The sequence below is a fragment of the Peribacillus sp. NPDC097225 genome (assembly GCF_044761955.1).
GTDB lineage: Bacteria > Bacillota > Bacilli > Bacillales > DSM-1321 > Peribacillus.
In genome coordinates this window covers 110,113-123,627 of the sequence record NZ_JBIWDJ010000004.1, presented here as the reverse complement: position 1 = coordinate 123,627, position 13,515 = coordinate 110,113, and the positions used below count along the sequence as shown (strand labels likewise).

At 44.2% G+C, this 13,515-nt stretch carries 14 protein-coding genes; all 14 read left to right on the top strand.

Annotation, left to right across the window (positions count from 1 at the left end):
• Positions 1-313 precede the first annotated feature (313 nt).
• The 14 genes from ACIQXH_RS13410 to whiA all read left to right on the top strand — a co-directional run bounded on the left by ACIQXH_RS13410 (position 314) and on the right by whiA (position 13,497).
• On the top strand, positions 314-1,543 hold the full coding sequence (locus ACIQXH_RS13410; RefSeq protein ID WP_403079574.1) for an ATP phosphoribosyltransferase regulatory subunit: 1,230 nt from the start codon (positions 314-316) through the stop codon (positions 1,541-1,543).
• The gene (gene hisG, locus ACIQXH_RS13405; RefSeq protein ID WP_402870706.1) at positions 1,536-2,168 is read left to right on the top strand and encodes an ATP phosphoribosyltransferase; all 633 of its coding nucleotides are present in this window, start codon (positions 1,536-1,538) and stop codon (positions 2,166-2,168) included. The genes ACIQXH_RS13410 and hisG overlap by 8 nt, the downstream gene beginning before the upstream one ends.
• Positions 2,169-2,192: 24 nt before the next feature.
• The gene (hisD, locus tag ACIQXH_RS13400; protein WP_403079572.1) at positions 2,193-3,473 is read left to right on the top strand and encodes a histidinol dehydrogenase; all 1,281 of its coding nucleotides are present in this window, start codon (positions 2,193-2,195) and stop codon (positions 3,471-3,473) included.
• A gap of 107 nt (positions 3,474-3,580) precedes the next feature.
• The gene (gene hisB, locus ACIQXH_RS13395; RefSeq protein WP_402870712.1) at positions 3,581-4,168 is read left to right on the top strand and encodes an imidazoleglycerol-phosphate dehydratase HisB; all 588 of its coding nucleotides are present in this window, start codon (positions 3,581-3,583) and stop codon (positions 4,166-4,168) included.
• Positions 4,169-4,801, top strand: coding sequence for an imidazole glycerol phosphate synthase subunit HisH (hisH, locus tag ACIQXH_RS13390; protein WP_403123947.1), 633 nt, complete (start codon positions 4,169-4,171; stop codon positions 4,799-4,801). It begins immediately after the preceding gene.
• A complete protein-coding gene (gene hisA, locus ACIQXH_RS13385) occupies positions 4,798-5,532 on the top strand; it encodes a 1-(5-phosphoribosyl)-5-[(5-phosphoribosylamino)methylideneamino]imidazole-4-carboxamide isomerase (RefSeq protein ID WP_403123945.1) in 735 nt (244 codons plus the stop codon). The genes hisH and hisA overlap by 4 nt, the downstream gene beginning before the upstream one ends.
• Positions 5,533-6,291 carry an imidazole glycerol phosphate synthase subunit HisF gene (hisF, locus tag ACIQXH_RS13380; RefSeq protein WP_402870721.1) on the top strand — a complete coding sequence of 253 codons (759 nt, stop codon included), beginning with the start codon at positions 5,533-5,535 and terminating at the stop codon, positions 6,289-6,291.
• On the top strand, positions 6,288-6,944 hold the full coding sequence (gene hisIE / locus ACIQXH_RS13375; RefSeq protein WP_403123943.1) for a bifunctional phosphoribosyl-AMP cyclohydrolase/phosphoribosyl-ATP diphosphatase HisIE: 657 nt from the start codon (positions 6,288-6,290) through the stop codon (positions 6,942-6,944). Before hisF ends, hisIE begins: the two co-directional genes overlap by 4 nt.
• A gap of 169 nt (positions 6,945-7,113) precedes the next feature.
• Positions 7,114-8,616: a tetratricopeptide repeat protein gene (locus ACIQXH_RS13370; protein ID WP_402954514.1), complete on the top strand. Its 1,503-nt coding sequence runs from the start codon at positions 7,114-7,116 to the stop codon at positions 8,614-8,616.
• 101 nt (positions 8,617-8,717) lie between these two features.
• Positions 8,718-9,668 carry a thioredoxin-disulfide reductase gene (trxB, locus tag ACIQXH_RS13365; RefSeq protein WP_403079749.1) on the top strand — a complete coding sequence of 317 codons (951 nt, stop codon included), beginning with the start codon at positions 8,718-8,720 and terminating at the stop codon, positions 9,666-9,668.
• 437 nt (positions 9,669-10,105) lie between these two features.
• On the top strand, positions 10,106-10,564 hold the full coding sequence (locus ACIQXH_RS13360) for an 8-oxo-dGTP diphosphatase (protein ID WP_402871330.1): 459 nt from the start codon (positions 10,106-10,108) through the stop codon (positions 10,562-10,564).
• Between the two features lie 43 nt (positions 10,565-10,607).
• Complete coding sequence (gene rapZ / locus ACIQXH_RS13355; RefSeq protein WP_402954511.1) at positions 10,608-11,507, top strand: RNase adapter RapZ; 900 nt, start codon at positions 10,608-10,610, stop codon at positions 11,505-11,507.
• The gene (locus ACIQXH_RS13350; RefSeq protein ID WP_403123941.1) at positions 11,497-12,477 is read left to right on the top strand and encodes a gluconeogenesis factor YvcK family protein; all 981 of its coding nucleotides are present in this window, start codon (positions 11,497-11,499) and stop codon (positions 12,475-12,477) included. The genes rapZ and ACIQXH_RS13350 overlap by 11 nt, the downstream gene beginning before the upstream one ends.
• 66 nt (positions 12,478-12,543) lie before the next feature.
• Positions 12,544-13,497 (top strand): DNA-binding protein WhiA, encoded by a 954-nt coding sequence (gene whiA, locus ACIQXH_RS13345; protein ID WP_402954504.1) that lies wholly within the window; start codon positions 12,544-12,546, stop codon positions 13,495-13,497.
• The last annotated feature ends 18 nt before the right edge of the window (positions 13,498-13,515 follow it).

Below are 13,515 nucleotides of genomic sequence, written 5' to 3'. Positions count from 1 at the left end.
CAAAAGATATATAACAATAATGAAAAACGAACAAAGATAGTAGAAAAGAACCGGGAAATAGGGTCTGACCCCCTTTTTTCATTGACGGGAGGTGGGGGCAGGAGTACACTAGTAATAACTTCATCTTGTTACCATATTAGCGAACTAAAGCAATTTGATAGATAATTGCGATTATTTATAGGATTATGTTAGTTTTTTTGATAGTATTTTACATGTGACCCATAGTGGGGTTTTAAGATTGGCATATAGGAAAGATATAAGTAAACACATATTTAATTTATCAAGGCCCTGCATTTTAAAAGAGGAGGGTCGAATGGAAATACATACAGTACCCATTATTCCAAAAGGATGTGCAGTCGTGACTAAGCCATTTATGTTTGAGAAACCGTTAGGGATGAGAGATACATTACCGATGCTATACGAAACCAAAGTATCGGTTCGAAATAAGATGAGTGATGAGATCAAGAAGTGGGGGTATCAATTTATTGAAACACCTGCTTTGGAATATTACGAAACAATCGGGGAAGCTTCTGCCATTTTGGATCAGCAATTATTTAAACTGCTTGATGCCCAGGGACATACGCTTGTGCTTCGACCGGATATGACGGCTCCGATCGCCCGGGTGGCGGCATCGAAACTGCTTAAACAACAAATCCCACTTCGTCTAGCTTATTCAGCGAATGTGTATCGCGCCCAGCAACGTGAAGGCGGGAGACCGGCTGAGTTCGAGCAAATCGGGATTGAATGTATTGGGAACAAATCAATCAGTGCAGATGCGGAAATGATCGCGTTACTTACCGATGTCCTGAAGGCTGCCGGCCTCGAGGATTTCAAAATATCCATCGGGCATATCGGATTTTTACAGGAATTCTTCTTGAGCATATTAGGGACGGAAGAAAGAGCTTCGGTTTTAAGAAAGTTGTTATATGAGAAGAACTATGTTGGTTTTCGTGAACATGTAAAATCGCTTCCGCTTTCTTCTATTGATAAACAAAGGCTTATCGAATTCATTTCCTTAAGAGGAAGTGAGGGCACTTTGTCAAAAGCAATGGCGCTGCTTGAGAATGGAAAAGGACAGGATTCACTCGATGAACTGAGGGAACTGGCTGTACAGCTGAAGGAATTCGGTGTCGATCAGTATGTGAACCTTGATTTAACGCTAGTCAGTCATATGAGTTATTACACCGGAACGCTGTTCGAAGTGTATGCAGGTCAAGTTGGGTCGCCGATCGGGAATGGTGGACGTTATGACAACTTACTTGAAAAATTCGGATGGGATGCCTCTGCCACTGGTTTTGCAATTCGTGTCGACCGCCTTGCCGAAGCATTAGGTGAACCTAGTCAGCTAATTGCACCGGAGTGCATTTTGTTCAGTCCGGAGCGCCGAGCGGAAGCCCTTGATTTTGCGAAATCGAAACGATTGGAAGGCAAGAGAATCACGATTCAAGATATTACGGTCGTACAAAATGTCGATGCGTTTACAAGAACTTTTTCTGATGTGCATATGTTTGTAGGGAATGGGGGGAATGGACAAGATGAGTAATAGCTTTTTAACAATAGCGATGCCTAAAGGCAGAATTTTTGAAGAAGCGGCGGAGCTATTAAGGAAGGCCGGCTTCCGTCTACCTCCTGAGTTTGATGATTCCCGTAAGTTAATCATCGAAGTGGAAGAGGAAAATCTTCGGTTCATTTTAGCAAAGCCGATGGATGTCGTAACCTATGTGGAGCATGGAGTTGCGGACATGGGGATTGCGGGCAAGGATGTAATGTTAGAGGAAGAACGCGATGTTTATGAGTTGCTGGATTTGAAAATCAGTGCTTGCTACTTAGCGGTGGCCGGGCTACCTGGAACGAAAATCAGCTCATTTGCCCCTAAAATTGCCAGTAAATACCCGAATGTGGCCTCGAGTTATTTTCGCCAGCAAGGTGAGCAGGTCGAAATCATCAAATTGAATGGTTCGATTGAGTTAGCTCCATTAATTGGCTTGGCAGAGAGAATCGTGGATATCGTCTCAACAGGTCAAACATTGAAGGAAAATGGTTTGGTCGAATATGCGAAAATTGCCGATGTGACTTCAAGGTTGGTGGCGAATCCTGTCAGTTACCGAATTAAAGAGGCGCGAATTACGGAAATTGTCGATCGTTTAGCGGAAATCATAGAACAATAATACGTACGTTTATGAGGTGGAAACATGAAAATTGCACGGTTTGCAGAAGGCATTTCCTTAAAGCGTTCAGTTGATGCAGGTACTGCCGATCAACGAAAAGCGGTACAGGATATCATTTATGCTGTGAGAAAAAATGGGGATGAAGCATTACATAATTTTACGGAACGTTTCGACGGCGTTCGTCTTGAAGAGTTTCTAGTTACCGAACAGGAAATCGAAGAGGCAACAGCGGATTTAACTGAGGAGCAGGTAGCGATCATTCAGGAAGCGGCCGATAATATCAGAATGTTTCACGAGAAACAAATTAGGAACTCCTGGATCACAACCGATGAGAATGGAACTATGCTGGGCCAGAAAATGACGCCCCTTGATGCGGTTGGGGTTTATGTTCCCGGTGGAACGGCTGCCTATCCATCATCCGTTCTGATGAATGTGATGCCCGCCAAAGCGGCGGGGGTGAAGCGAATCGTCATGGTATCTCCACCTGGGAAAGACGGGAAATTGACACCGGCCGTTTTAGCCGCTGCGAAAATTGCCGGTGTGACGGAGATTTACAAGATCGGTGGGGCTCAAGCGATTGCGGCACTTGCTTATGGAACAGAAACGATTGTGCATGTCGATAAAATCGTCGGTCCCGGCAATATATATGTAGCATTGGCGAAACGGGAAGTATTCGGGGACGTGGCAATCGACATGATTGCAGGCCCTAGTGAAATTGCCGTCCTTGCAGATGATACGGCTGTTGCTTCGGAAGTGGCCGCGGATCTGTTATCACAGGCAGAACATGATGCTCGTGCCTGTAGTGTCCTTGTGACGACTTCAATGGTCCTTGCAACGGAAGTGGCTAAAGAAGTGGAGAAGCAGGTTGCATTACTTCCACGGCGGGAAATTGCAGAAGCTGCGATTAAGGATTACGGGCGGATTGTTGTCTGTGAGAATATGGACGAGGCCATTGGTGCCGTAAATGAGCTGGCACCAGAGCATTTGGAAATTGTGACTCGTGATGCTCTTGAAGTGATGGCGAAAATCCGCCACGCCGGGGCCATCTTTATCGGCCGTTTCAGTTCGGAGCCGGTGGGGGATTATTTCGCAGGACCGAATCATGTCTTACCTACGAACGGGACGGCCCGTTTCTCTAGTCCATTAAATGTTGACGATTTCCAAAAGAAATCGAGCATCATCATGTACAGTGAAACGGCATTCCGACAAAACGCGGCAAAAATTGCCGCATTTGCCCGAATGGAAGGACTCGAAGCCCACGCACGCGCCATCGAATCCCGTGGTGTGCATGAACTTGGGAAATAGGGTCTGACCCCTAAATAAATCATTGAAAGTATTGATATATAAGCGTTTTCAAAGAGTTTACGAACTTGGGAAATGGGGTCTGACCCCCGATTTGAGGAGGATTAGTTATGGAGCGTTTTGCTAGTGTGGAGCGGAAGACGAATGAGACGGATATTAGTTTGAGGTTTGGTGTCGATGGGGAAGGGAATTCGTCGATTGAGACGGGTGTTCCGTTTATGACGCATATGCTTGATTTGTTCACGAAGCATGGGAAGTTCGATCTTACTGTGGATGCGAAGGGGGATACGGAGGTTGATGATCATCATACAACTGAAGATATCGGCATTTGCTTAGGGCAGACGTTATTGGAAGCCCTTGGGGACAAGCGTGGCATCAAACGTTATGGAAATGCCTTCGTACCGATGGACGAGGCTCTTGCTCAAGTGGTCATCGATTTAAGTAATCGGCCGCATCTTGAGTTCCGTGCAGAGTTCCCTTCGCAAAAGGTCGGGACATTCGATACGGAATTGGTGCATGAATTTCTTTGGAAGTTTGCGCTTGAAGCACGAATGAACCTACATGTCGTCGTTCATTATGGCCATAACACGCATCATATGATCGAGGCAATCTTTAAAGCGCTTGGGCGTGCATTGGATGAAGCTACGTCCATCGATCCGCGAGAAAAAGGGATTCCATCGACGAAAGGAATGTTGTAAATGATCGGGATCGTCGATTACGGAATGGGGAATTTATTTTCCGTCAGTAAGGGGCTCGAACGTTTGGAAGCTGATTCATTCATTTCCGACGACCCAGCTGAGCTGGTCAAAGCGACAGGCATCATCCTACCAGGCGTCGGTTCATTCAGAGATGCGATGAGTCTTTTGGAAAAACAGAAGCTTGATGAGTTCCTGAAACAATACGTCGCCGATGGTGGATTTTTACTCGGGATTTGCCTTGGCATGCAACTTCTATTTGATGAAAGTGCAGAGAATGGACCAGCAAAAGGACTTTCTCTAATTCCAGGGAAAGTCGTTCGTTTTACCGGTGTTGATGCTAACGAACAAACATATAAAGTACCACATATGGGCTGGAACCACCTTGAATTTAAACAATCTTCGCCATTAATCGACGGTCTTGCAGAAGAGCATGTGTACTTCGTCCATTCCTATTATGCGGATACCGATGAATCGTATATGATCGCTTCAGCAACCTATGATGTGGAGGTACCGGCGATCGTGGGGAAAGGCAATGTGTTCGGCATGCAGTTTCATCCGGAGAAAAGCGGGCAGATGGGCATGTCTCTCTTGAAAAATTATTTGTCGTTAGTGGAAGGGAAGGAAAAAGCATGAGCAACTTTACGATTTACCCGGCGATTGATATGCGGGGCGGCAAATGCGTCCGCTTAATCCAGGGAGACTATAATCAGGAAACGGTCTATGGAGATTCTCCCTTTGATATGGCCAAAAGCTTTGCGGACCAAGGAGCAGAGTGGATACATATGGTTGATTTGGATGGGGCCAAAGAAGGCGTGCGCATCAATGACTCATACGTGATTAAAGCGGCAAAAGAGTTGGGGGCGCGTGTCCAAATCGGCGGCGGGATTCGGACGGAAGAGGATATTGCCCATTATCTCGATAACGGTGTAGAGCGTGTCATTCTTGGCAGCACAGCCGTTTCCAATCCTGAATTCACAAAAGAAATGATTAGAAAATACGGGAAACACATCGCGATTGGAATAGATGCGAAGGATGGTAAAGTGGCCACGCATGGTTGGCTACAAACCTCTGAAACACTGGCCATCGATCTTGGGGAAATTCTTGCTGATGCCGGTGCGGAAACGTTTATCGTGACAGATATCGCGACGGACGGGATGCTTTCGGGTCCTAATGTGAAGGGGATTGTCGCGATGGCGGAAGCAACCGGTAAGAATGTGATCGCATCAGGAGGCATCAGTTCGCTTGCTGACCTTATCAAACTCCAAGAATATGAAGCCCAAGGTGTGGCAGGGGCGATTATCGGCAAGGCCATTTATACGAACCGCTTCACGGTAAAAGAAGCGCTGGAAAAGGTGCGTGGTTAAATGCTGACAAAACGGATTATCCCCTGTTTGGATGTAAAGGATGGACGCGTCGTTAAGGGGATTCAGTTTGTTTCCTTAAGAGATGCGGGGGACCCTGTCGAACTTGCGGCCTTTTACGATCAAGAAGGAGCCGATGAACTGGTCTTCCTTGATATTTCTGCTTCGCATGAAGGACGGGAAACCATTGTCGACGTCGTTCAAAGTGTGGCAGGCAGCCTTGCCATCCCCTTTACGGTTGGCGGTGGCATTAACTCGCTAGCGGACATGAAGAAGATTCTACGAGCAGGCGCTGATAAAGTGTCTCTAAATACAGCTGCCGTCCTACGACCTGACTTAATCAATGAAGGTTCCGATTACTTTGGAGCGCAATGCATCGTCATTGCCATTGATGCACGATATGATGAAGCACTTGGTTCTTGGCGTGTGTATACCCATGGGGGCCGAAAACCGACAGAATGGGAAGTCATAGAGTGGGCAAAGGAAGCGGTCAGCCGTGGTGCCGGTGAAATCTTATTAACCAGCATGGATTGTGATGGCGAGAAGCAAGGGTTTAACATTGCATTAACGAAAGCGGTATCTGAAGCTGTTTCCGTTCCGGTCATTGCCTCGGGTGGTGCCGGGAATGCGGAGCATTTCCAGACTGCATTTGAAGAAGGAAAAGCGGACGCGGCATTGGCGGCTTCAATTTTCCATTATAAAGAAACATCAGTTAAAGAAGTCAAAACGTTTCTCAAACAACAAGGAGTGGTTGTACGATGAATTTCGATACTATTAAATATGATGAAAAAGGCCTTATTCCAGCGATTATCCAGGATGCTGGTACAGGAGAAGTGCTTACACTTGCTTACATGAACAAAGAATCCTTGAATCTTTCCATCGCAAAAGGGGAGACGGTATTCTATAGCCGTTCTCGCAATGAGTTATGGCATAAAGGGGAAACGAGCGGAAATACACAAAAAATAGTCGAAATGAAATATGACTGCGACCAGGATGCATTAGTCGTGAAGGTTGTACCTGCAGGGCCCGCATGCCATACTGGTGCAACTAGTTGCTTCGGCACAACGATTTATAAAGATGAAGAAGTGCAAAAATCTGGACCAACGAACGTGAATTTCCTAACGGAATTGGAAGGGTTGATTGCAGAGCGAAAAGCAGAAATGCCTGAAGGATCTTATACGACCTACTTATTCGAAAAAGGCGTTGATAAAATCCTGAAAAAAGTGGGGGAAGAATCCGCTGAAGTCATCATAGCTGCCAAAAACCGTGATGCCGAAGAACTTTCGATGGAAAGTGCCGATCTCCTTTATCACTTATTCGTCCTGCTACAAGAACAGGAATTACCTTTCCAGGCCGTTCTTGATGTATTAAAAGCTAGGCATTCCGTAAAAGACGAGCCAAAATCAAAGGCCTAAGCAGGTCTATTGCCCTCCTTCTTCGGAGGGTGTTTTTTTTTACAAAGGCCACCCGTCAAATCGAGAAAAAGGAAGTCGAATATCAATTTCCAGTTTCTTGAATCGTTCGGCAAAAATCCTTCCATATGGTATAATACTATAGTTAATCAACTTGTAGATGGAGGATTACATGAGTAAAGACTCTAATTATGGCCAACAGGCAAAAATTCTAACCTTTCACCCAACTGGTGAGTATTACTTCACCAAGGGTTTAAAAGCATATCATAGACATGAATTACCAAAGTCAAAAAAATACCTGGAACGTGCCTTGGAACTTGAACCCGCTGAACCGATGATTGCATGCCAATTGGCAATTACTTGTTCGGAAATCGGAGAATACAATTATTCCAATAACCTTCTAGAAAATATCTTGGATGTAATGGATCCCTTTATGTCGGAATGCCATTACTTCCTAGCCAATAATTATGCCCATTTAGGCATGTTCAAGGAAGCATACCGCCATGCGAGTGCTTACCTGGATAAAGAGGAAGACGGGGAATTCAGTGACGACGCTGAGGATCTTCTTGAACTTATCACCTTTGAGTCAGATGGTTCGGAGGAAAATCCCTTCAAGCATGATGGCCTGATTGCCAAACAGGAGAAAGCGCGTGAATATTTGGAAGCGGGCGACTTCCCTAGAGCGATTGAAGTGTTAAAAGAAACGATTGCCGAATATAAGGATTACTGGTCCGCTTACAATAACCTTGCGTTAGCCTACTTTTACCTTGGGCAGGAAGATGAGGCGTTCGCCACATTGGATGAGGTCCTGGAAAAAAGCCCAGGAAACCTGCATGCGCTATGCAATTTAGTCGTCTTTTATCATTATCAACAGGAAGATGAGAAGGTGGATGAACTTGTTTCGATGCTCGAAAAGATCCGGCCGATGCTATCGGAACATCGCTTCAAGCTCGGTGCCACTTTTGCATTAATCGGAAACTATGCATCTGCATATAAATGGTTAAATGTGCTACAAAAGCAAGGATTTGAAGGTGACGGAACGTTCTACTATTGGCTGACGATATCGGCTCATCATTTAGGACATGAACAGGCCGCCAGAAAAGCATGGAAAAAGGTCATTGAAATGAATCCAGAAAAAGAAGGCATGGAGCCATGGGGGGATATGAACGCTACCTCTGATGGGTTTGAAAATCACCTTCCTTCTATTATAAAACGGCTTGATAGTGAATTTATCGAAGAAAGATTGTTTGCTATTTTCCTATTAAAGCACTCCGTTCATAAACCGAAGCTTTTGAAAAACCAGGTTTTCGGCATGAAGCAGAATTTCACCGAATGGGAAAAGGATTATGCTGACATGGTGCAGGAACCTAATAAAGACCGCCAACTGACAGCGATTGGTTTTGCCGATCGGACGGCAGAATTGTTATATCAGCATTTTCACCCTATCCAATTAAATGAAGCAGGCCTTTATTTAATGTGGTTTTCTGTCTTCGTCGAGGCTACGCATGCGAATCAGAAGCTGAACAATCCTGCAGGCTGGGCGTCAGCTGTCGAATATGTATGGAATAAGCTGAAAAACGAAAAGATGAGTAAACAGGTCATCGCGGATAAATATTTCATATCGGTGTCCACTTTGTCGAAGTATGTAAAGCTTGTTCAAAACCTGTTAGGTTGAGCAAATATTTGGACGAAAAATTATTTGTTATATAGGATAATAGGTAGGGAACACTAACCGTAGTGAAAGTTCCATTTGTAATGGAATATGAAGGAGTGAGAATTATGTCTGAAAAAATTTATGACGTTGTGATTATCGGAGCGGGCCCTGCTGGGATGACTGCTGCTGTATATACATCACGTGCGAACCTTTCAACATTGATGCTAGAACGCGGAGTGCCAGGAGGCCAGATGGCCAATACGGAAGAAGTCGAAAACTACCCAGGATTCGACACCATTCTTGGACCTGAGCTATCCACAAAAATGTTTGACCATGCTAAAAAATTCGGTGCGGAATACGCTTATGGAGATGTTAAGGAAATCATTGATGGGGAAGAGTACAAAACCATCAAAGCAGGCTCCAAGGAATTCAAAGCACGTTCTATCATCGTTTCTTCAGGTGCGGAATATAAGAAAATCGGCGTCCCCGGTGAAAAAGAGTTGGGTGGTCGCGGTGTTTCTTATTGTGCTGTCTGTGATGGGGCTTTCTTTAAAGAGAAAGAACTGTTCGTCATCGGTGGAGGAGACTCTGCTGTTGAAGAGGGCGTCTACTTAACTCGCTTCGCTTCTAAGGTGACGATCGTTCATAGACGTGACGAACTTCGTGCACAGAAAATCCTTCAAGATCGTGCGTTCGCTAATGAAAAAATCGACTTCATCTGGAATCATACATTGAAGCAAATCAATGAAGAGAGCGGAAAAGTCGGTAGTGTCACACTTGTTTCAACGGCTAACGGAGAAGAAAAAGAGCTAAAGGCAGACGGAGTATTCATCTATATCGGTATGCTTCCTTTAACCAAGCCTTTTGAAAATCTGGGCATCTTGAATGCTACAGGCTATATCGAGACGAACGATGTAATGGAAACACGGGTTCCAGGCATCTTTGCAGCTGGAGACGTTCGTGAAAAAACATTGCGCCAAATCGTAACAGCTACTGGGGACGGTAGTATCGCTGCACAATCGGTTCAGCACTATGTGGAAGAACTAAAAGAAAAGTTGCAAATTAAAGCGTAACCGCTTATACAAAAATTTACACTTCGTCATTGTGTTTTAACGAGGCTGTAACATCCATGCAATAAAGATTGGGTATAGTTAGGGTAGTATTGACCCCCTTTATTATATAACGTGTTGGGCACAGAGGAATCTGTGTCTTTTTTTTTGTATGGGGGACATGGGTTATGGGTACAAAGTGATTGTGTGGCCATGAATAATCAACCAAACCAGGAAGTTTCCTTTATTGTTAGCTTATTTCAAAAATAGTATAATGATAAGATATACTACACATAGTTTAATCATAGAGGTAAGATGTAAAATACAGCTTGTTTGTACTATAAGCATTTGTAAATCGCCAGATGGATGTCTAGCGGTGATTTAAGAATTGAACGGATACTCTAAGGAAGTCAGAGGAGAAGTTTCTATAGTCGAGCATAGGCCAATTTGAGGTGAAGAACGTGCAACGTGTCACAAACTGTGTATTAGTTAAGGACAATAAGATTCTTTTATTAAAGAAACCAAGACGTGGATGGTGGGTAGCCCCAGGCGGCAAGATGGAGCCTGGTGAATCAATCCGGGATGCCTGTATTAGGGAATACCGTGAAGAGACGGGCGTTTACTTGAAAAACCCCACCATTAAAGGAATCTTCACCTTTATTATGAAGGATGGAGACAAAGTATTATCCGAATGGATGATGTTTACTTTCTTTGCTACTGATTCCGATGGCATCAATGTGGATGTGTGTGAAGAAGGCGAGCTATTTTGGCACCCTATTGAAGATGTTAAAAAACTGGACATGGCTGAAGGGGATTATCATATTCTAGATTATATGGTTCAGGGAAGCGGAGTAATCTACGGTACCTTTACCTATACACCCGAGTTTAAGTTACTTTCCTATCGACTTGATCCAGGTTAATGATTATTTATAAAAGCGATTACTACTCCAGGGGGCGAAAAGAATGAGTGATGGGCAGATGAATGATACGCAGTTGGTCGTCATAACAGGAATGTCAGGAGCAGGAAAGACGGTGGCCATTCAAAGTTTTGAAGACCTCGGTTTTTTTTGCGTCGATAATTTGCCGCCCGCTTTATTGCCAAAGTTTTTGGAGTTGATGAAAGACTCTGGAAATAAGATGAATAAAGTAGCCCTTGTCATGGATTTACGGGGGAGGGAGTTTTTCGATTCCTTGTTCCTTGCCTTGGATCAATTGACGGAAACATCATGGGTCTCTCCTAGGATCCTCTTTCTTGAGGCGGATGATGAAGCTTTGGTCCGTCGATATAAAGAAACGAGAAGGACTCATCCATTAGCTCCGATGGACCGGCCGTTAGAGGGCATTAAATTGGAACGGGACCTTTTGGATGAATTAAAAGGTCGGGCGCAGTTAATTTTCAATACGTCCCAGCTGAAGCCACGCGAATTAAGGGAAAAGATTGCATCTGAGTTTTCAAAGGATAAACAGGTTGGATTTTCTGTTAATGTCATGTCTTTCGGTTTCAAACATGGCTTGCCAATTGATGCGGACCTTGTGTTTGACGTGCGTTTTCTGCCTAACCCATACTATATCGATCAAATGAGACCAAAGACTGGCCTTGATAAGGAAGTGTCCAGTTACGTTTTAAAATGGGGCGAGACTCAAAAGTTTCTAGAAAAGCTGACGGATTTGCTTGCGTTCATGCTTCCGTATTATAAACGTGAAGGAAAAGCCCAGCTTGTTATTGCGATTGGATGTACAGGTGGTCAGCACCGTTCTGTAGCTTTGACCGAATACATTTCTAATTTTTTTCAAAAGAGCTATACGGTTCATGTGTCCCATCGTGATATCGAAAAGAGTAAGGGGAAAGTAGATGCCAGATAAAGAGAAACAGCCTAGAGTAGTGATCATTGGAGGGGGAACGGGCCTTCCAGTCCTGCTTAGGGGGTTGAAGAAATACCCAGTAGATATAACGGCAATCGTGACGGTTGCCGACGATGGTGGAAGCTCCGGACGTATCCGCGAAGATATGCACATCCCTGCTCCAGGTGATATCCGTAATGTCTTGGCTGCACTCTCGGATGTAGAGCCACTTGTCGAGCAGATGTTTCAACACCGTTTTCAAAGTAAAAATGAGTTGTCCGGTCATTCATTAGGAAATCTAATCCTTGCTGCCATGACTTCATTGACGGGGGACTTTGTCCATGCAATCCAGGAAATGAGTAAGTTCCTGAATGTCCGTGGCAAAGTCCTTCCTGCTGCTAACCAAAGTGTGGTCCTTCATGCTGAAATGGAAGATGGAACTTTTGTAACGGGAGAGTCGAAAATCCCCTTATCAGGCAAGAAGATAAAAAGAGTATTTCTATCTCCTCAACACATAAAGCCGCTCAGTGAAACGATTCAGGCAATCAAGCAGGCCGACCTGATTGTGATTGGTCCAGGTAGTTTATACACGAGCATCCTTCCTAATTTACTTGTTCCAGGTATCGGAGAAGAAATCGCCCGCTCCAAAGCTAAGAAAGTGTACATCTGCAATCTAATGACCCAAGCAGGGGAGACACTGGATTATAGCGCGAGCGACCATATAAAAGCGATATATGATCACATGGGGAATGCTTACATAGATCGCATTCTTGTCAATGCTGAAGAAATACCATCTGAAATTCAGCAACGGTATCATGCGGAGTATGCAAAACCGGTTGTGTATGATGTCGAGAGTTTAAAAAGAATGGGCCTTGAAATCATACAGGGGCACATTTTCAGCTTTGAGGGGGACGTCATTCGCCATGACACCAAAAAGGTGGCGGATTTACTATATAATATGCTGATACAGGAAAGTCATATAGCTCCTTAAATATAGGTGGAGACTGTCTTTTGACTAAAAAATTAGATGACCTATGTTCAATTGGGGGTGAAATGAATGTCTTTTGCTTCGGAAACAAAAAAAGAACTGACTACATTGGAAAGTAAGGATTGTTGCGTGAAAGCCGAGCTGTGTGCGCTCATCCGGATGAACGGATCCCTTTCCTTTTCGAATCGTAAGCTTGTCGTGGATATACAAACGGAAAATGCGGCGATTGCCAGAAGGATCTATACACTTTTGAAAAAGAGTTATGAGGTCCAGGTCGAACTGCTCGTTCGTAAGAAGATGAAACTCAAAAAGAATAATGTGTATATTGTCAGGATGTCAGCGGGAGGACAGCGGATCTTGACCGATTTAGAAATATTAGGAGAAGGATTTGAAATTCTCCATGACATATCCGATAATATAGTTGGGAAGAAATGCTGTAAGCGTTCGTATATAAGAGGTGCTTTCCTTGCTGGAGGTTCGGTCAATAATCCAGAGACGTCATCTTATCACCTGGAAATTTTCTCTCTTTATAAAGAACATAATGATGCCTTATGTGAATTAATGAATAAGTTTGATTTAAAGGCAAAGACGCTTGAACGAAAAAAGGGATATATCATTTATTTAAAAGAAGCCGAGAAAATTGCCGAGTTCTTAAGCATTGTTGGGGCGCACTCAGCGTTATTAAGATTTGAGGATGTACGAATTGTCCGTGATATGCGTAATTCCGTCAATAGGCTCGTAAATTGTGAAACTGCTAATTTGAATAAGACGATTGGGGCTTCGCTACGGCAAGTTGAAAATATCCATTATATCGAAGACACGGTGGGGCTAAGTATCTTGCCGGATAAGTTACGGGAAATCGCGGAGCTACGGATCGCTTTTCAGGATATTACCCTAAAGGAACTGGGTGAAATGGTTTCTGGTGGGACGATCAGCAAATCCGGCATTAATCACAGACTGCGAAAAATTGATGAAATAGCTGATAGACTCCGTGGGGGAGAAGCTTTTTCTGCGAAAAAATAATAAGGTGTAAATGGAGAG

Excerpts from the sequence above, each read along its gene's own strand:
- ACIQXH_RS13410 (WP_403079574.1), top strand. The coding sequence starts at position 314 with ATGGAAATACATACAGTACCCATTATTCCAAAAGGATGTGCAGTCGTG.
- hisG (WP_402870706.1), top strand. The coding sequence starts at position 1,536 with ATGAGTAATAGCTTTTTAACAATAGCGATGCCTAAAGGCAGAATTTTT.
- hisD (WP_403079572.1), top strand. The coding sequence starts at position 2,193 with ATGAAAATTGCACGGTTTGCAGAAGGCATTTCCTTAAAGCGTTCAGTT.
- hisB (WP_402870712.1), top strand. The coding sequence starts at position 3,581 with ATGGAGCGTTTTGCTAGTGTGGAGCGGAAGACGAATGAGACGGATATT.
- hisH (WP_403123947.1), top strand. The coding sequence starts at position 4,169 with ATGATCGGGATCGTCGATTACGGAATGGGGAATTTATTTTCCGTCAGT.
- hisA (WP_403123945.1), top strand. The coding sequence starts at position 4,798 with ATGAGCAACTTTACGATTTACCCGGCGATTGATATGCGGGGCGGCAAA.
- hisF (WP_402870721.1), top strand. The coding sequence starts at position 5,533 with ATGCTGACAAAACGGATTATCCCCTGTTTGGATGTAAAGGATGGACGC.
- hisIE (WP_403123943.1), top strand. The coding sequence starts at position 6,288 with ATGAATTTCGATACTATTAAATATGATGAAAAAGGCCTTATTCCAGCG.
- ACIQXH_RS13370 (WP_402954514.1), top strand. The coding sequence starts at position 7,114 with ATGAGTAAAGACTCTAATTATGGCCAACAGGCAAAAATTCTAACCTTT.
- rapZ (WP_402954511.1), top strand. The coding sequence starts at position 10,608 with ATGAGTGATGGGCAGATGAATGATACGCAGTTGGTCGTCATAACAGGA.
- ACIQXH_RS13350 (WP_403123941.1), top strand. The coding sequence starts at position 11,497 with ATGCCAGATAAAGAGAAACAGCCTAGAGTAGTGATCATTGGAGGGGGA.
- whiA (WP_402954504.1), top strand. The coding sequence starts at position 12,544 with ATGTCTTTTGCTTCGGAAACAAAAAAAGAACTGACTACATTGGAAAGT.